Genomic DNA, 18,986 nt, shown 5'->3' with positions numbered 1-18,986 from the left:
ACCATGGTACTGGATTTTTATACCTACGGGGCGGGCGCTCAAATGCAATACGCATTAAATGCGGTCGCCACGTTTTTCACCACCACCACTTTTGGGAGTTTGGTTGAAACGGCCTTACAACTCTCTTTCATCATCTCCGCGACCCTGTTTCTTCTTTATCGAGACGCCAAACATGTGATGCGATTTGCTGTGATATTTCTGGCCATTCCGACGTTTCTTATCAGCATGAAAGCCACCGTCCAAATCCAAGACGCGCAAAATCCGATGCACTCTTATTCGGTCGATAATGTCCCCTACATTGTCGCGATACCAGGATGGGCGGCCACCACATTCATGCACGGCCTCACCCACGGCATAGAAACCGTGTTTAGCTCAACCGATGATAGAAGTTATAGCACCTCTGGAATGGTCTTTGGCTCTGAGCTTTACACTCTGGTGCGCAGCACCAACGCCGAAACCCTTTCTCTCCAGCAATATTGGAAAGATTTTTATCACAACTGCATTGTGGGCGATATCCGCATCAACAAGAAATACACGATGCAAGACATCTTACAAGCCGACGACTTGCTCGCTTTTTTACAGGGGCAATCCATGTCACCAGTGCGCGGCCTCTACAACCCAAGCGGCACTTACCAGACTTGCCAAGCCGCCTTTCCTGATATCGTCACTCAATTTAACGCAGAGGCGGACAGAACCATCAACAAACTGGGCGCTTACATTTTGGGGCGAGAAAATTCAATTGAGTTGTCATTTTTAAAAAATGCCGTTGAAAACAGCCATCAAGATTTAATTGGCGTCAGTAATAACGCGGTCGATATTCTCAAGCAAAATATGGCCATCAATATGACGCGCTGGAACATTGAAAATAACCGCAATAGTGTCGCCGCAAATTACGCTTACACCGCCAACCAAATGCAAACAACCAGCATGTGGGCGAACATCGGCTTGCAAGCCAAAGAGTTCATTCCAATGATGCACTCCATCGCGCTCATTTTGTTTGTTTGCTTCGGCTCTATCGTTGTGATTATTGCACTATTGCCCCACATGGCCTTGCCCGTATTAAAAAACTATTTAAGCAGCTTTTTCTTTCTTGCGACGTGGCCGATGATATTCACTATCCTCAATGCGATTATGATGTGGTTTTTACAGAGCGCAACCAACGGCGCCACACAGGGACTGCATGGCATTACGCTCTCCAACATGAATGGGATTGATTATGTGAATACACGCTACGCTGCGATTACTGGCTACCTCATGATGTCAACGCCTGCGATAGCGATGGCATTAACCAAAGGGGCTAGCGCGATGATGAGCAGTCTCAACTACCAACTGGCAGGTATGATTAATCAAACCAACGCCCGCACTTCGGCAGCGGCTTCATCGGGTGACATCAGCCACGGCAACACGCAGATGCAAACGCACACATTTAATAATGTGAATGGCAATAAGCTCGATACCTCCACCTTACTCAAAGAGCACGGCACCACCACGCAAGGCTCGGATGGAATGCTGACCACACAATATGGCGATAAAACGGTGTACGACACTAACCCTACCGCCTCAAACTTCCAGTGGAATATGAAATGGGACAGCCAGTACAGTGAAGCGGTACAAGATACCTACAACCAAGCCCAAACCAATCTATCCTCCAACCAAGCCGCGCTCTCTAATAGTGCGCAAAGCGGCACGCAGCTTATGGCTGATTGGAAAGACACCGTCAGCAAAAACCAAAGCTACGGCTTAACACACGGACACGGAGCAAGCGCTGCGGCCACTAAAGGGCTAGAGCAAATGAGCCAATCAACAGAGCAAGTAATGGCGATAACAGGGTGGAGTGAAGAGAAAACCAACGCTTATATGCATTCGGCTTACAATGGGGTTGATGGGAACCTTGGGGTGAACACCGAAGCTCTGGGCGGCGTTGTGGGGGTGTTGAGTCCTGTCAAAGCAGGCATCGACATTTCGACCGGTCAAAAGTGGACAGAAGAAGACCGTGAGACATTAAGCAACACAACCAGCGAGCAACAAAGTCAAATCCAAGCCGCGATTGAGTCTTACCGCTCTGGCGCGAACCAGAGCATTGATGCGAGCAACCGCCTCACGGCTGATGAACGCCATTCAGAAGCAGGGGCTTACGCAACAGGCTTTGCCGCTAACTTTGGTGAGACGCAGCAACTGATGAATACGACCACCAAATCGCAGCAAGAAGTAGACACGTTGAGCCGAGCCAACAGCCTAGAGCAGCGCGAAGTGGCCAGCCTGACAGAAAAACTGGAAGTGCCGTTTCAGGAGTATGTTGAGGGTAAATATAAAAAAGAAGACGGGAAAGCAGAACAAATTCTTACTGGCAGTGATAACGAAGCTCGTCAAGGTCGCGCTGATGAGTGGGAAAAATTCAAACAAACCGACGCTTTTAAAGACTTTGTGCTGGCCAGCGTGCCGTCAAAAGAGGCGCACGACAATCACTTTAATGGCGAGCCGACTCAAGCCGAGTGGCAGGAGATGGTTGGCGAGCAATACAAGGGGAAAGCGCTTGGTCAGACCAGCGAGGTCATTTTAAACCAACATGAGCAACGGGGCGGCACGGAGACATACTACGCCCCTGAAGCGCACACACAAATTGTCGATGATACGCGCGATCAATTTGAGCGCACCAGCGCTCATGTGGACGCGCCCGCTTCACTGCAAGAGACCGACAAACAAACGCGAACTTAACTAGGCAAAAGTGCGGTAAATCCTACACCAAAAGCGATGATTTTTCGCACGATCATTGGTAATATATACAGGTCAATAATGGAGGGTAAATGATGAAGAAATGGATCGTATTAGGGTTAACCGCACTGTGCTCATTTTCGGGGGTTGCGAACAATCAGATCCCTGAAATAGATCGTTTTAGTAGCAGCAATAATCCCGCAACGATGGGTTATTACGTACAACATTATCAAAACCCAGAAAGTAATGAATATCGTGACTTACTCATTGGAGTTCGTGTAGCTGCTGATAGTATAGATTTTTACACCACGCGTTTAGATGCTCGCAACCAACGCATTGACTACTGCTTACCAATGAGTGACCCCGCCAATCGTGAAACCTTATGGAATTGGAAAACCAAAGATCTCATGGCATTAATTGACAATGGCATTGAACACGATCCGTCTTTCAAAAAGTACGGTAAATTTGGCATTGGGGGCAGTATTGCAAGCCATCTCGCGGCGGCTCTTAAAGAGCAATACCCTTGCTCTGTACAAAAGCAGTGGTAATGAAAACCTAGTGCATCCATAAAATAAGACGCTTCTTTCTTAACAGGCCCTCCAAGCCACCGTCTTCATTCTCATTCATCATACCAACAAAAGCGCACACTCTTTCAGTGGGCGCTTTTTCTATGTCTACCTTTGGTGAGACGTAGCAACTGATGAATACGACCACCAAATCGCAGCAAGAGGTAGACACGTTGAGCCGAGCCAACAGCCTAGAGCAGCGCGAAATGGCCAGCCTGACGGAGAAACTGGAGGTGCCGTTTCAGGAGTATGTTGAGGGTAAATACGAGGATCAAAAAGGGAAAGCTGAACAAATTCTTACTGGCAATAACAGCGAAGCTCGTCAAGATCGTGCTAATGAGTGGGAAGAATTTAAACAAACCGACGCCTTTAAAGACTTTGTGTTGGCCAGCGTGCCGTCAAAAGAGGCGCACGACAATCACTTTAATGGAGAGCCGACTCAAGCCGAGTGGCAGGTGATGGTCGGCGAGCAATACAAAGGGAAAGCGCTGAGTCAGACCAGCGAGGCCATTTTAAACCAACATGAGCAACGGGGCGGCACGGAGACATACTACGCCCCTGAAACGCACACACAAATTGTCGATGATACGCGCGAGCAATTTGAGCGTACCAGCGCTCATGTGGACGCGCCCGCTTCACTGCAAGAGACCGACAAACAAACGCGAACTTAACCAGGCGAAAGTGCGGTGAATCCTTACACCAAAAACGATGACACTTTACACAGTTACTGGTAATATATACAGGTGAATAATGGAGGGTAAATGATGAAAAAATGGATCGTATTAGGATTAACCGCACTGTGCTCATTTTCAAGCTTAGCGACAAGCCCCTTTGATGAACTTTCAGGAAGCAAAAACAACCCTGCCTCAATGCGTTACTACGTTGAGTATTATCAAAATACCGACAGCCAAGAATACAAATACTTATTAGCCACAGTACGTACAGCAGCGGATAGTATGGACTTTTACACCACGCGTTTAGATGCTCGCAACCAACGCATTGATTATTGCTTACCAATGAGGGACCCCGCCAATCGCGAAACCTTATGGAATTGGAAAACCAAAGATCTCATGACATTAATGAATAACCGTATTGAACATGACCCTCGCATGAAAAAGTACGGTAAATTTGGTATTGGGGGCAGTATCGCAAGCTATCTCGCGGCGGCTCTTAAAGAGCAATACCCTTGCCCTGTACAAAAGCAGTGGTAATGACAACCTAGTACATCCATAGAATAAGACGCTTCTTTCTTAACTGGCCCCTCCAAGCCACCGTCTTCATTCTCATTCATCATACCAACCCAAAAGCGCCCACTCTTTCAGTGGGCGCTTTTTCTATGTCTACCTTTGGTGAGACGTAGCAACTGATGAATACGACCACCAAATCGCAGCAAGAGGTAGACACGTTGAGCCGAGCCAACAGCCTAGAGCAGCGCGAAGTGGCCAGCCTGACTGAGAAACTGGAAGTGCCGTTTCAGGAGTTTGTTGAGGGTCAATACGAGGATCAAAAAGGAAAAGCGCAACAAATTCTTACTGGCAATAACGGCGAAGCTCGTCAAGCTCGCACTAATGAGTGGGAAGAATTTAAACAGACCGACGCCTTTAAAGACTTTGTGCTGGCCAGCGTGCCGTCAAAAGAGGCGCACGACAATCACTTTAATGCTGAGCCGACTCAAGCCGAGTGGCAGGAGATGGTTGGCGAGCAATACAAGGGGAAAGCGATTGGTCAGACCAGTGAGGCCATTTTAAACCAACATGAGCAACGGGGTGGCACGGAGACATACTATACCCCTGAAACGCACACACAAATTGTCGATGATACGCGCGAGCAATTTGAGCGCACCAGCGCTCATGTGGACGCGCCCGCTTCACTGCAAGAGACCGACAAACAGACGCGAACTTAACCAAGCGAAAGTACGGTGAATCCTGACACCAAAAACGATGACACTTTGCACAATTACTGGTAATATATACAGGTTAATGACGGAGAGTAAATGATGAAAAAATGGATCATATTAGGATTAACCGCACTGTGCTCATTTTCAGGATTCGCGGCAAACCCCTTTGATGAAAATATCAGTAGTAAAAACAACCCCGCCTCGATGCGTTACTACATTAAACATTATCAAAACACCGACAGCCAAGAATACAAATACATATTAGTGAGCGTTCGAGCCGCTGCCGATGCGGTAGATTTTTACACCACGCGTTTAGATGCCCGCAACCAACGCATTGACTACTGCTTACCAATGAGTGACCCTGCCAATCGTGAGACCTTATGGAATTGGAAAACCAAAGATCTCATGGCATTAATGAATAACCGTATTGATCTCGACCCTCGCATGAAAAAATATGGAACTGTTAGTGGCTCGATCGCAAGCTATCTCGCGGCGGCTCTTAAAGAGCAATACCCTTGCCCTGTACAAAAGCAGTGGTAATGACAACCTAGTGCATCCATAGAATAAGACGCTTCTTTCTTAACTGGCCCCTCCAAGCCACCGTCTTCATTCTCATTCATCATACCAACCAAAAGCGCCCACTCTTTCAGTGGGCGCTTTTTCTATGCCTATCCATAAGGAATATCTCTATGTCTACCACTCGTGGCGGTCAAATCACCTTCCATAACATCCGTATGTGGTGGCAAGTGAACGTGACCACAATCAAGTACGTCAATGTCATTGCAGGCTTGCTCGGACTTATCACTACCTACATCATTACCTCAGCCAACACATTAACCGGTACGTACTACTACACGCTTTTTTGGCTATTTAACAAACTCGGCTTTAGCGAAAACCGTAACGTCGTGGTCGAGTGGGAGGGACAGCGTTACAGCAGTACCCTTGGACAGCAAATCCATAACCCAACACTTGCACAGAGTCACCAAGAGTTTCTACAAGCGTTATTCATTGGAATGTTGGTTTACCTCATTACATCAACCCTGTTTTTCGTCCTGATTAACAACTGGTTTAGGAAGAAAGGACAAGAGCAAAGCGAAGATAATCACATTCGAGGGTTTAGACTGGCAGAGCCACAAGACGTCACCGCTGAACTTAAAAAGAAGAAAAAAATGTCTCCTTTCGCTTTGGACGGTCATAAACTTTTTGTCTCTCAATTTGAGGTTAAACACCTTTTAATCGACGGAACAACGGGCGCGGGTAAGTCAGTGGCGATTCGTAAACTTCTGCGTTGGATACGCGCACGCGGCGACAAAGCCATCATCTACGATAAAGGCTGCGATTTTGTGAGTAAGTTTTATGATCCGCACAAAGACGTCATCTTAAATCCGTTTGATGAACGCTGCGCGGCTTGGGATATTTGGAGTGATGCCAAAGATGCCCCTGAGTTTGAGAGTTTGGCGGCAGCGTTAATACCGCAACACGGCGAAGGCGACCCGTTTTGGGTAGACTCAGCGCGAACGATTTTTTCAGCCACTGCGTACCAGATGATGCTCGATGACAAACACGAGTGCAGCGTCGAAAATCTCCTCCATCTCATCTTAATGTCAGAGCTCTCAAAGCTGGATGAGCACTTAAAAGGCACGGAAGCCAGCTCTCTTGTGTCGAAAAGCATCGAGAAGACCGCCATTTCCATCAAGTCGGTTTTGGCAACTTACATTAAGTCCTTGCGCTACCTGCATGGTCTCGATGAAAAAGACAGTCAAGGAAACCGTAAACGGGCGCGGTTTTCCATCACTGATTGGGTACAAGATGAATCGCAGCAAGGTTTTTTGTTTCTCTCCAGTAACGCAAGACAGCACACTGCGCTCAGACCACTGATATCGATGTGGCTTGCCATTGCCTCTAACGCCATCTTGGGGATGGAGCCTGACGAAGACCGTCGTATCTGGGTCATCATCGATGAAATGCCAACCTTGCATAAGCTACCAGAGCTTACGCACATCATTTCAGAAGTGCGTAAGTTTGGTGGCTGTTATCTACTCGGATTGCAGTCTTATGCTCAACTAGAAACGACTTATGGCCACAATGCGGCTAGAGTTATTTTTGACTTACTGAATACGCGCTTTTTCTTCCGCGCACCCTCAAAAGCCATGGCAACCGTCGCCTCTGACGACTTGGGTGAGCAAGAGATTGACATATCTCGAGAAAATATTTCTTACGGCGCAAATGCACTGCGTGATGGTGTGTCATTGGGCCATCAAAACAAAACGCGCCCTGTCGTCTCCCCCGCTGAAATCCAAGGACTGGATGATTTGGAATGTTACCTGCGCACTCCGAACTCCATGTTAATCACTAAGCTCCAACTAAAGTACGACCGAATGAGCAACATTCAGCCGTCGTTTATGAAGCGAGTTATTCCTGGTGGTGAAAAGATGGAGAGCCTAGACCAAGCCTTGATTTTTCATGAGTTAATTGCATTGCATGAACTCGATGAAACGCAAAGAAAACGCTTACTGGCTATCCAACAAAGCACTTATGAGAACGAAACCGAGCAGCAGCAAGCAAGAGAAAGCCAAAAACAAACCATGACGAAAACGTCAAAGTCATCCACACCGCCATTGAAACAGGGGCAGAACCAACAACTGGCTGAGCAAACTCAAGACGAATTGCAACGAGAGACCGAAGAAGCGTCCATTACACAACAAGATACTGGAGAGATGTACGATGATTAATCAATGCTGAACAAAACCCCTCACTTGCTTGACGGTACACTCATAAAAGTCACCACCGCTAGAAGACGCTCTGGATGCCAATATTATTCCCCATACCTCCTACCTTTCGATGATTTTTAAAAGGAATTGCTAACATGAGTAATACCACCTTAAAACAAGAAAGAACTGAAATTATCGATTTAACGGTCGAATTTACACAGTTGCTATCGCACCTCTTTGACGTTTCTACCGCCCTTCGTCGGCACAGCCCATACTCTGGCCAATATGACCCCAAAGATCCACAGGAGGGATTCGATGTCATGTGGTTATCCGACTACGCGCAACACTTAAGTTCATTAGGGAAAATTGGTACAACACGCGATTTTCAAGAGGTAAAGATGACGTGCGAGTACACGCTCAAATACATATCCATTTTACGCTCAAATGACACAGGCTTTAAAAGCGAGCCACTTGACACTTTCCAGCATGAAAAGTTGTTTTCTTTGGACGAAGGCGAACTTATATTATTACGGATCCAACACAAATTAACACTGGCTTGTCCTTCAGGCAGCATCAAAGATCCCACAACCTAAATAAGCACTTAATATCTAAATAAATTTAATCACTCACCAAACGTAGCCACCATTCCCCATTCTGATACAAGGCCTCTGGGCGCTTAGACTATCTGTGTTTAAGCGTTTGCCAAACCGCAGATATGAAAAAGCCCCGAATGAACTATAAATTCAAACGAGGCCCTATCCATGTTTAGCAACTTGATAATAGCCTCTTAACTCTACAGGAGGCAATGATTATGCCGAAGAAAACCGTCCTTGGGGCGTTACTGGTGGTCTGCGTGACCACTGTGTTATTAACCGCTCTCTTTCGAGATTCACTGTGTGAATTTCATTACAAGGGGGCAAACAATGACCTTCAAATAAGATTTGCCTACGAAGTAAGACGTTAAGGTCAAGCGGTAAAGGCTTTAGCCTTTGCCGCTACCTTTCTTGTCGCCTGCATACGTCTAAGCGCCCCATTCCCCTAGCTACTTTTGGTGATTTCCAACACAAGGAAAACACTAAATATGATGTCCATCAGCCCACTAAAATCCGCCTCTGGCGCTTCAAAATACTACCTAAAAGAAGAGCAAGACCTCAATCAATCCACCCTCTCACTCGACAATAACGGTGATAATTATTACCTCAAAGAAAAAGAACAAGGTGAAAACACGTTTTGGCACGGCAAACTGACCGAAGAAGCCGGATTACTCGGCAAGCCTGTTGACCAAAAAACACTTGAGTCCGTACTATCTGGACACCTTGGCGACGAAACCATCAAAGGGAAACGGGAGAACACTCATCGCCCTGGTATCGACCTCACTTTTTCAGCACCCAAAAGATTAAGCACACTTGCACTTGTTGGTGGAGATACTCGCCTTATTGATGCGCATGATAACGCGGTTAAATTTGTTTTAGACCAAATTGAAAAAGACGTTGCTCAAGTCAAAGTGACTCATGAGAAAGGCACTCAAGAGTTTGAAAACACCGAGAACATGGCCTTCGCCGTGGTGCGCCATAAAACCAGCCGCGAAAACGATCCACAAATCCATTCCCACACCCTCGCCGCTAACATGACACGTGATAAGGAAGGAGAGTTACGCGCCCTTGCCTCTAGTCTCAAACAAAAGGGCGGCGTCATTAATGGCACAGGTGAACGCATCTACAACTTCCAAAAATACTACGGGATTTTATACCAGAGCCAATTAGCCAAAACAACTCAAGAACTGGGGTATACAACACGCTCCCTCGGCAATGGACAAATGGACATCGAAGGCGTTCCTCAAGTGCTCGTTGATGCCTTCTCCACTCGCTCACAACAAATCGACCAACAAACTCTGGACTTAGGTTTTGATTCCCGCGCAGCAAAAGACGTGGCGAACCTCGATACTCGCAAAGCCAAAACCTTTGAGAGTGATGAAACGCTCAATGCTCGCTGGCAGCAAACCGTGAAAGACAACGGTTATAAACCCGAAGAACTGGTACAAAATGCACTGAGTGTCGCAGGGAAAGAGCACAACCCTGAACAAGTAACAAAAGAAGCCTTTCACCGCGCTGTGGAGCACCTAGGCCAAATCAACACCGCTTTGAAGTTAGAAAAAGTGATTGAACTGGCGGCCTCTGACTTTACCAAAGGGGGCGTACAAGCGAATGCCATTGACCTTAAAGTCGTTGCCGACCAATGGGTGAAAGACGGCGCACTTATCCCTCTGGCTGAAAAAGGTCAGTACACCACAAAGTCCATGCTAGATAATGAGAAAACACTGATGGACGTCACCAAAGGACGGGCGCACCATATGCGAACGCCTGTGAGTGATAAAACGCTCGACAAGCTGAGCCTAAGCCAAGGCAACCGTGAGAAAGTCGCCGGTATTTACGAGTCCACTAAGCAGTTCCATGTGGTCAACGTCTATGGCCACAGTGAGCAAATCGCCCAAAACCTACTCAATGTGGGCAACCATGCGGGTAAACGAGTTCACCTTATCTCGCAAAACGCCAAAGACAAACAACGACACAGCCAAACCATTGAGCGTGAAAGTCACACCGTGGCCACTTGGATAAAGCACCTGTTCACCCCTGAGCAACGCCACTCTGCTCATAGCCTATTGCACTCAGATACCCCCATGACCAACAAAGATGTGCTTTTGGTCGACAGTGCCAATAAAATGAGCGCCAATGAATTGATAGCATTAAGCCAGAAAGCCAATGAGTCCGGCAGTAAGCTGATTTTGTTAAACAACACCTCCAGTCGCCAAGGCTTTAAAGCGTATAACGCGATAGACCTGTACAGCAAAGGTAACGTCGTCTCGCACTCTTGGGTCAACAGCAAACAAAGCGACAGCAAAGTCGCCCTACATGAACATGACACGCGCACCATTGCAAGAGCCTACACCTACCTCTCAAACAAAGACGCAACACAAGTGCTGGCAAGCTCTAACCTTGAGCAGCGTAGATTGACAGAGGCTATCCGCACCTCTCTACAAAACGATGGCCAACTCGCCCGTACAGGCATCACTTTGTCTACGCGCCAGCCTCACTACTTATCAGCGCCACAACAAGAATTAGCGCAGCACTACAAACCTGGCATGACGCTTCGCCATTGGGAAGACGGCAAACCTCAAGAGTTAGTCGTATCAAAGTCTGACATCGCAGAAAACCGCGTGCATGTACAGAGCAAAAACGATGGCGAGGAATACACGCTTAATCCATCGTCGGCCGAATTTAAAGCGCTCAACATGCAGGTTTTTAAACCCGAAACCTTGCACATTAACCAAGGTGAACGCATCACGACCACAGGCAAACACTTTCCTGCCGGTTTAAATGCCAACGAGCGTTACGTGGTCACGGACATATCTCAAAAAGCGCTCACCCTCACCGACACACAAGGCGAGGCGAAAACCTTACCCATGGAGTCATTGAAAGAGGCCCCACTGAAATACGATTACGTGCAATCGACCAACCATATTGAGCCAAGAGCGCACACCCTGATTTCAGGTAAAGCCTTTACGCTCTCAAAAGAGCTCTTTCATGACCTCAGCGAAAAAAGCGCGCGCATCGATGTATTTACTGATAAGCCTGACAAAGCGCAAACCATGCTCGAAAAAAGCGAAGTGAAACTCTCAGCTATTGAGCAAGTGATGCACACACAAGGCATCAATGACCGGTATCTATCGAGTACCACCGAAACCACCCTCAAGCACGACATCAAGTATGCGCTCTCCATACTGACGAAAGAGCAACAGTCACCCCTACAAGAAAAAGCGGTGAACTTTGCTCTTAATCACCTCTCTGAGCGAGAGGCCGCTTTCACGCAAAAAGAACTGGTGGTCGAAGCCATTCGCTACGCCTTTGAAGAGACCAATCAACCGATTGTGAAAGAGCAAATTGAAACAGAGCTCGCCAAACGCAGTGACGTCCTCTCTGCCGAATACAGCGATGGCACACGCTGGACAACCCAAGCGGCGCTAGAGACAGAAAAGCATATATTGCGGAACATTGATCAAGGTAAAGACCAACACACCCCTTACGCGTCATCAAAACAAGTCCAAGACTATCTTGATACGCAGCCACGCCTCACCCAAGGTCAAAGAGATAGCATTATGCTTATCTCAACCACCAAAGACAGCTTTGTGGCCGTGCAAGGGTTAGCCGGAACGGGTAAATCCACCATGCTTGAGTCCAACATTGAACTGATTCAGCAGGCGACTCAAACAAGCAGAAACCAACCCTCACAGGTGATAGGTCTTGCGCCAACGCACGCAGCGGTCAGCGAACTGAAAAGCAAAGGCGTTAACGCCCAAACCCTTGAAAGCCTACTGTCGGATTTAAGACGCGGCACAACCTCACCAGAGGACTACAAGAACACCCTATTCTTCCTCGATGAAAGCTCGATGGTCAGTAACAGACAAGCCAAAGAGTTAAGTGATCTTGTCTTGCAAAGCGACGCCAAAGCCGTACTGCTTGGCGATAAAGAGCAGCTTCTCTCACTCAGTGCTGGTAAGCCATTCGAACTTGCGATGAGCCAAGGGCGTATCGACATCGCTTATATGACCGACATTATCCGCCAGAAAAGCGAAACGTTGCTTGGGGCAGTACACAACATCGTTGATAAGCAGCCTGACAGCGCCCTCGATAAATTGGCTAAACAAGCTCCCGATACACAAGGCAACACGCAACATATTGTCTCCACACTGGATGAGAGCGCGAAAGACAAAGCCAAAGCGCAACTCACTGCGACAGAGAAGCTGCCTTACGCGGTCGCGCAAGATTACCTAGCACGAACACCAGAAACGCGAGACAACACCCTTATCATTGCTTACACAAACAATGATCGTGACAAAATCACTGAACACATTCGCGCTGGCCTGATGAAAAATACAGAGATAGGCAAAGAGAACATCACCACCACAAGGCTACGCTCAACGGGCAACAGCAAAGAGGAACTCTCGACCATGATGCCGTATCAAAAAGGACTCATACTGAGCACCAAGCCAGGGGAGTACAGCACTATCACCAAGGTCGATTCTGAACATGGTGTGGTGATGGTCAAAGACCAAGAGAGCGGTATTGAGAAGCCATTCTTACCACGCAACAAAGACCATAAGTTCACAAGTCTCTTTGCCAAATCGGAAAAGCCGCTCTCAACGGGCGATAAAATCATGACTCGCTTTACCGATAAAGAGCGGGGCATCAAAGCCAATGTGCCATACCACATCCTCAGTGCCACAAACGAGGAAATCACCGCCCAATCAAAAGACGGACAAACGTTAGCCATCAACCCTCAAGCCCTAAAAGACGGCCATTGGGACTACGCTTACACTCGCACCGCTGATATGGCGCAAGGGGCAACCTATCAACACGTGATAGCAGCGATTAAGGGAATGGGGGCATTGACCAACTTAAGACGGGCTTACATTGATTTAAGTCGTGCGAGCACTCACGTTAAACTCTTTACCGATAACCCTAAAGCCATGATGAAAAGCTGGCTATCAAAAGAGGTCAATAAACACAGCGCCATCGAAACGCTCAATACTATACCGCCCCAATCAACGACGTATTTTAATCACAACGCCCTGCCCCATGAGGACACTCGTTATCAAGATAATAACGGGGACTTTAATTACAACCAATTTAAAACGCACATCAATAAGGAGCTACCAAAATATACGGAAAGTTTAGCCATCAACCTACTTGGACAGCCAAACAAGTCAAAGTCTGACCGTGACTACCTCACTTTCGGCATTGGCAAATCAGCCATAAAAGTGTCATTAACGGGCGAACATCGAGGGTATTTTAAAGACTACACTACTGGCGAAAAAGGCTCATTGATTAACCTAGTAATGAGTTATAAAGAGATGAATTACAAAGAAGCCATGGCAGAAGCCCATAATATGCTTAATGAGCCAAATAAATATCAACTAGAGGAAAACAGTAAACATGACAAATTACTGCAAACCACACCAAAACATATTGCGCAATTTGAAGAAAGGGCGAAAGAATATGTACAGACGAGCCAACCACTGAAAGGAACCTTAGCTGAAACCTACTTGAATAAGTTGGGTATTGAACAGCCACAAGGCGAGCACGTCCATTTTCATCAAAGCGTTTATTCATCCGAAGATAAAAGCTTGCACCCTGCCATGATAACCAACATCCACAATAAAGACGGAGACACCAAAGCGATTGAAGTCACCTATTTGGATTTTCAAGGAAATAAAGACGACACACTTGATATTAACCCTAGAACCCTCGGCACAAAATCCAAACACCTGACACAATTTCATCAAGGCCATGATTTGCACACGACGATTATTAGCACATCAATTGAAAATTCGTTTGCGATTAATCAGGCGCATCAAGGCCAATACGATATAATCAATGTGAATCATAAGAATGACATTCAAAATATATCAACCGATGAACTTCGCCAACAAATCATCATTGCTCTTAGCCACGGCAATACAGATTTAAACCCCAATAACATTGAAAAAATAATGGCCAACTTTGCAGGTCGAGACATACAATTCGTCTCGCCTGAAAACATGCTCACTGATATCCAAGCGTGTATGGATAAATACCACCATCAAGGTGTCGATGAAAGGCAAGAATTAAACCAAGAATCGCTACCGATTGACACACTCAATGATAAAAAAGAGAGCGTTATTTCACAATATGGTAAAGATCAAGACAGTAAAGCATTAGAGCAGTTCGAGCCACAAGAGTCATCAAAGCAACAAGGACTCGACTTTGATAATAAACATCACGAGCCGATGGGTCGAGAAATCGAGCGGGAATTAGAAAGATAAAACAATAAAAAGGATAGCCCTAACAGGCTATCCTTTTTTTTCGCCTGCAAGAAAGGTATCCACTTTGTTATTAACATCGGCTTTAACTTGTTGCCTAAATGTTTTCGCTTCGTCTTTGACTCGAAATAGTTTTTCACCATCAAAGGTTTGACCATGAGTCACATCACTGACCGCTGATGTGTTGCGAACCACACGATAAATCTCTTCCATCAACTCTCGATTCGACGGTCTACCATCGTCACTATCGTTGAGCTTAATACGCAGTGCTAACGTCAACAGTTGACGAGTAGCTTCAGAATCACTCAGACGCTCCTGATCTCTAAATTTAATGAAGTCTTGCTCTAACTTGCCGCGTAAAGTGCTTTGTAAAGGGTAAGAGCGGGCCATTATCCTCTCCTTTTTAGTTCAATGAATCTCAATAATATATCAATATAATCACATTGAAGCAATCAACAAAACACCCACTTTAAACCTTACTGCAAAAGGGATAAATAAGAATTGAATGACAACTCATTTAAAACCCATTTAAACACCCCGCAGAGCCTTACTACAAAAGGGATAAATGCCATTTAATTGAGATTGCATATTTACCAATTGAGATTTCAGCGGCTAATTAGTTGAGATTTTGAAAATTTTTTTGAGGTTACTTTTAATGGTTGGGAAGGTTTTAAGCTCTTGTTTCTATTGGTTTTATATTTTTACAGACAACCATTTAAATCGATTTTCGATTTAGCGAGGTGTGTGGAAGAATCTTAAAGAGTGCGAACAAGTCAATAGAACTCCAGGCTATCTTACGTTTTTAGCTCAGGGTTTGGGGCGTTCGCAAGACCTAAAGCCGAACCGTTGGCGATTGAGTCGGGAGTCTATATCTAAACTTGGGAAGGAATGGAAAGCGGAAAAGGAAGAAGGCTAAGGATCTAGCATTGCACCAAATTAGTGCACAGCTAGTTATTTAAGGGTTGAGGAATAATAAACACTTTGCACTTTTTGGATGTATATTTTTCTAGCGTTTTCGGTACGTTTAGAAAAACCGGCATTATATGCCCCGACACTGTTCCAGTTATAACCATGACTGGCAAAGTTAGAGCTTAATACCCATGCGCCTAATGAAACATTAAAACACGGCTCATATATGTTTGTTTCGTTTAGGTTAAATTCAGCGAGTCGAGAGAACCAACTAGAGTTAATTTGCATCAACCCAAAATCACGGCTTACAATTTTTTCCGACCTGTTTTTATTTTCATTGTAAGCGTTGGGATCAAAACTGCTTTCAACTTGTGCAATCGACCGTAACAATTTTGGATCAACATTATAATGAGATCCGGCCTCATCAAAACAGAATGCGCCCGCAGCGGTTGGAAACAATAACAGTAGCAAAGATAACTTTTTCATAATCAAAAAAATGGAGTCCTAACAAGGACTCCATTCTATCGCATATTGAAAGTGATTAATATTCACTCGGTAGTAAAACAGTTGTTACGCTTCTATCTCGTTCGGTAATAATCCAAATTTTATCATCACAAAAATGATAACTCGACATAATACGCTCGCCTGTTTTGGTTGCCTCATCATTCATAATTTTATCTTCAATGGGAGTATCGCCCCAATCACCGTTTTTATGGCGATGCAAATAAACATTAAGACTCGCACCAATATTACGGTTTAGTAATGAAGCTACACCTTGTGTCATTACTGTTTTTCCTAATTCGAACGGCACAGCCGTACAAACGTAAGTTTTCGCTTTTAAATCTTCTTTCGTTAGGGTAGTATTTAATGTGTTCATTTTATTCACTCATTGTTACTGTTTAGTTTAAATGGATATGCCTTGATATTAGTTAGTGCTATTATCAAGGCGCTTTTATTTGCGATTAGTAGACATCTTCAGTTTTACGAATATGATTAAACACTTCATAAATATCATCGTATGAATAACCGTACTCTTCGAGCTTTTCGACACAATCACAAATATCATTAGTATAAAAACATTCATGATTGAATAACTCGCGTCGGATAATCCCTTGTTTGCCGTTTTCTTCAATATCTTGTTTAATGCCCTCTTTTTGGATTTGACCTAAACGCTCCACTAAGTTTTTAGCGTTACTTTCAGGCACAATCATTCCCATTCCAAGCGACACATATTCAATACCTTTTTTCTTAGCATCATTGAACTGTTGATTAGAGAAAGCGAAAAATGCGCCTAGTTCATTGAATAAATCGGTTTGAGCTTGTTGGGTGTAATGAGATAGATATTTCATAATTTAAACCTCAATGCTGAAATTAAGAGTGGTATCAATAAAAGTCGTTTTTAATGCTTTTGCTATCGCGTCACATTCTTGTTTTATCGCTGAAATAGCATGTTGTGATAATAGGTAATTTTTAACGTGTTTTTCACTACCGTTCGAAGTGGTTGCCATGAGTGAAAAACCGGTTTTCCACTGGTCACGAGGCGTTTCCCACGAGCCGAAATATTCAACTCTTAAAACCAAATTAAGCACTTTCGAGGGTTCAATATAAGACGGTAGTTTTTGCAACAAACGCCAAGAGATATCATTTTTTGGTGAGCTTTCGTCTCCAGCGGCGAAACGCTGGTCGCTGGTCGGCAATTTAGGGAGAGTTGGGTTTGATTGTCGTTGTGCCATCTGGAGTTTCCTTTTTGTTTGAGTATCACTTTTATGGAGCCGCTTGGCTGTCCATCCCTCAAACATGGTTCTTCTCTGCAGGGGCGCGTAGCGTTCATTTACCCTTGCAGATAAGGTTCTGATTTGAGGAGGGTTAACAGCCTGCGAGCGCCATCAAATGATGCGAGTCGAAAGGGAAATCGGCACATAAGACAACAAGCCCTTACTCGAACTTAATTGACGGCAGTGAAAGCTTTTGAGAGGAGGCACGACGAACGGCAACGAGGAAGAATGACGAGGCGCAGCGAACGCAGTGAGTGAAGTGCGTTGGGTGATTGTTCGCAGGAACTTAATGCCACATCGAGCTGGCTCGATATGAGTGGCATAAGTTATCGCGGGAGGAGTGAAACGACGGAATGAACCGACCGAAGGGAGAACGCCCAAAAGTTCAAAAGTTCAAAAGTTCAAAATGAGGATTTAACAAAAAATCCCCACCTTTAAAAAGGCAGGGATAATAGTTTATTTAAGAACTTGGATAGCAAGGCTAGCAATAACACCGACAAGGGTAGTGACAAGCAACCAGTTCATACGGTCAAACTTCTTGTCGAATTTAGCTTCTAACTTCTCAAAGCGCTCATCGACCTTTTCAAAGCGCTCATCGATTTTATCAAAGCGTTGACTAGTACGATTCTCTAGCGCCATGAGTTCTTCACGCGTGGCGTTATGTTGAGCTTGGTCAAACAACAGTTTGAGCAAGTCTTTTTGAGTGATGTCGTTATTGTTATCTTGATTCATATGATTCTTCATTATCGTTCCCTTATTGGATAATACCTTAAAGCGGTGTTTTTTTCATCATGTTTACACGTAAGCTCAAGGTTGAAAATCAGGGTTCTACCACTTGCCTAGCGAGTGTGCGAGTGGTGAGTTGTAGAGCTCTTATTTTTGACCTAGCTTGAAGAGTGTGAACAAGAAGAAAACAGAGCGAGGGCATTGACCGTAAGGGTTTGTTGATGAAGTTGAAGTAACAAAAGCGTTTCACCAAAGATCAGGGTGTCAGACAAGCGTATCACGCCACGCGTTGGGTGATTGTTCGCAGGAACTTAATGCCACATCGAGCTGGCTCGATATGGGTGGCATAAGTTATCGCGGGAGGAGTGAAACGACGGAATGAGCCGACCGAAGGGAGAACGCCCAAAGGTTTAAATTCATTGAGAAGCGATTGAGGCTTCCAGGTAATTAACTAATGCACAATGGTCTTTAAGAACTAATGGTTCAACAGAGCCTAAAACACTCTTACTGACGATCTGTTTTGTTAAAGGCAAAGACAAATTCACATATTGTTGCGTCACAAACACGATTTGAGAGAAAGTGGGTTCATTCAATACGAGCGGTTTTTTACCTTTAACCCTAATTTCAAAACGTTCGACGATATAATCTTCTTCGTCGCCTTTTTCACACACCCATTCATCCACTTTTAGCACACATATATCCTAATCCATTACAATTAAGGATATTGTAATGGGGGGTAGGTAGGGAATTAGTAAATTATCCTACGCTAAGCAAAAATTCCCTGATTGCATTTACCTATTGCCATTCATTTTGGTTTCGCAATATGTTTTTGCA

17 protein-coding genes are annotated in these 18,986 nt (G+C 45.2%); 10 read left to right on the top strand and 7 right to left on the bottom strand.

Going from position 1 to position 18,986, the window contains the following annotated elements:
- Positions 1–3 precede the first annotated feature (3 nt).
- The 10 genes from SJY39_RS02060 to traI all read left to right on the top strand — a co-directional run bounded on the left by SJY39_RS02060 (position 4) and on the right by traI (position 14,745).
- A complete protein-coding gene (locus tag SJY39_RS02060; RefSeq protein ID WP_390241251.1) occupies positions 4–2,715 on the top strand; it encodes a conjugal transfer protein TraG N-terminal domain-containing protein in 2,712 nt (903 codons plus the stop codon).
- A gap of 89 nt (positions 2,716–2,804) precedes the next feature.
- The gene (locus tag SJY39_RS02055; protein ID WP_235612597.1) at positions 2,805–3,260 is read left to right on the top strand and encodes a hypothetical protein; all 456 of its coding nucleotides are present in this window, start codon (positions 2,805–2,807) and stop codon (positions 3,258–3,260) included.
- Between the two features lie 152 nt (positions 3,261–3,412).
- Positions 3,413–3,949, top strand: coding sequence for a hypothetical protein (locus tag SJY39_RS02050; protein WP_390241248.1), 537 nt, complete (start codon positions 3,413–3,415; stop codon positions 3,947–3,949).
- A 90-nt stretch (positions 3,950–4,039) separates the two neighbouring features.
- The gene (locus tag SJY39_RS02045; protein WP_235612599.1) at positions 4,040–4,489 is read left to right on the top strand and encodes a hypothetical protein; all 450 of its coding nucleotides are present in this window, start codon (positions 4,040–4,042) and stop codon (positions 4,487–4,489) included.
- Positions 4,490–4,644: 155 nt separating this feature from the next.
- Complete coding sequence (locus tag SJY39_RS02040; protein WP_154724104.1) at positions 4,645–5,181, top strand: hypothetical protein; 537 nt, start codon at positions 4,645–4,647, stop codon at positions 5,179–5,181.
- A 90-nt stretch (positions 5,182–5,271) separates the two neighbouring features.
- The gene (locus tag SJY39_RS02035) at positions 5,272–5,715 is read left to right on the top strand and encodes a hypothetical protein (protein ID WP_372195495.1); all 444 of its coding nucleotides are present in this window, start codon (positions 5,272–5,274) and stop codon (positions 5,713–5,715) included.
- 149 nt (positions 5,716–5,864) lie between these two features.
- Entirely contained in the window at positions 5,865–7,907 is a 2,043-nt protein-coding gene (traD, locus tag SJY39_RS02030; protein ID WP_390241245.1) for a type IV conjugative transfer system coupling protein TraD, read from the top strand.
- Between the two features lie 134 nt (positions 7,908–8,041).
- Positions 8,042–8,479: a hypothetical protein gene (locus SJY39_RS02025; RefSeq protein WP_390241243.1), complete on the top strand. Its 438-nt coding sequence runs from the start codon at positions 8,042–8,044 to the stop codon at positions 8,477–8,479.
- 212 nt (positions 8,480–8,691) lie between these two features.
- Complete coding sequence (locus tag SJY39_RS02020) at positions 8,692–8,850, top strand: Hok/Gef family protein (protein ID WP_321166794.1); 159 nt, start codon at positions 8,692–8,694, stop codon at positions 8,848–8,850.
- A gap of 117 nt (positions 8,851–8,967) precedes the next feature.
- Complete coding sequence (gene traI, locus SJY39_RS02015; protein ID WP_390241240.1) at positions 8,968–14,745, top strand: conjugative transfer relaxase/helicase TraI; 5,778 nt, start codon at positions 8,968–8,970, stop codon at positions 14,743–14,745.
- Positions 14,746–14,772: 27 nt separating this feature from the next.
- Here the strand turns inward: traI and SJY39_RS02010 are convergent, their stop codons facing one another.
- From SJY39_RS02010 to SJY39_RS01980, 7 genes are all read right to left on the bottom strand, one after another.
- Positions 14,773–15,132 (bottom strand): hypothetical protein, encoded by a 360-nt coding sequence (locus SJY39_RS02010; protein WP_102332424.1) that lies wholly within the window; start codon positions 15,130–15,132, stop codon positions 14,773–14,775.
- A 561-nt stretch (positions 15,133–15,693) separates the two neighbouring features.
- The gene (locus tag SJY39_RS02005) at positions 15,694–16,137 is read right to left on the bottom strand and encodes a lytic transglycosylase domain-containing protein (protein ID WP_154723721.1); all 444 of its coding nucleotides are present in this window, start codon (positions 16,135–16,137) and stop codon (positions 15,694–15,696) included.
- A gap of 55 nt (positions 16,138–16,192) precedes the next feature.
- Positions 16,193–16,528 carry a type I restriction endonuclease subunit M gene (locus SJY39_RS02000; RefSeq protein ID WP_154723701.1) on the bottom strand — a complete coding sequence of 112 codons (336 nt, stop codon included), beginning with the start codon at positions 16,526–16,528 and terminating at the stop codon, positions 16,193–16,195.
- Positions 16,529–16,613: 85 nt separating this feature from the next.
- The gene (locus SJY39_RS01995) at positions 16,614–17,000 is read right to left on the bottom strand and encodes a hypothetical protein (RefSeq protein WP_154723702.1); all 387 of its coding nucleotides are present in this window, start codon (positions 16,998–17,000) and stop codon (positions 16,614–16,616) included.
- 3 nt (positions 17,001–17,003) lie between these two features.
- On the bottom strand, positions 17,004–17,384 hold the full coding sequence (locus SJY39_RS01990) for a hypothetical protein (protein WP_154723722.1): 381 nt from the start codon (positions 17,382–17,384) through the stop codon (positions 17,004–17,006).
- Between the two features lie 498 nt (positions 17,385–17,882).
- Positions 17,883–18,170, bottom strand: coding sequence for a hypothetical protein (locus tag SJY39_RS01985; RefSeq protein WP_154723703.1), 288 nt, complete (start codon positions 18,168–18,170; stop codon positions 17,883–17,885).
- A 398-nt stretch (positions 18,171–18,568) separates the two neighbouring features.
- Positions 18,569–18,844, bottom strand: coding sequence for a hypothetical protein (locus tag SJY39_RS01980; protein WP_235612458.1), 276 nt, complete (start codon positions 18,842–18,844; stop codon positions 18,569–18,571).
- Positions 18,845–18,986 lie beyond the last annotated feature (142 nt).

The sequence above is a fragment of the Vibrio sp. R78045 genome (genome assembly GCF_042466085.1).
Lineage (GTDB): Bacteria > Pseudomonadota > Gammaproteobacteria > Enterobacterales > Vibrionaceae > Vibrio > Vibrio cyclitrophicus.
This window is presented reverse-complemented; position numbering and strand designations above follow the sequence as displayed.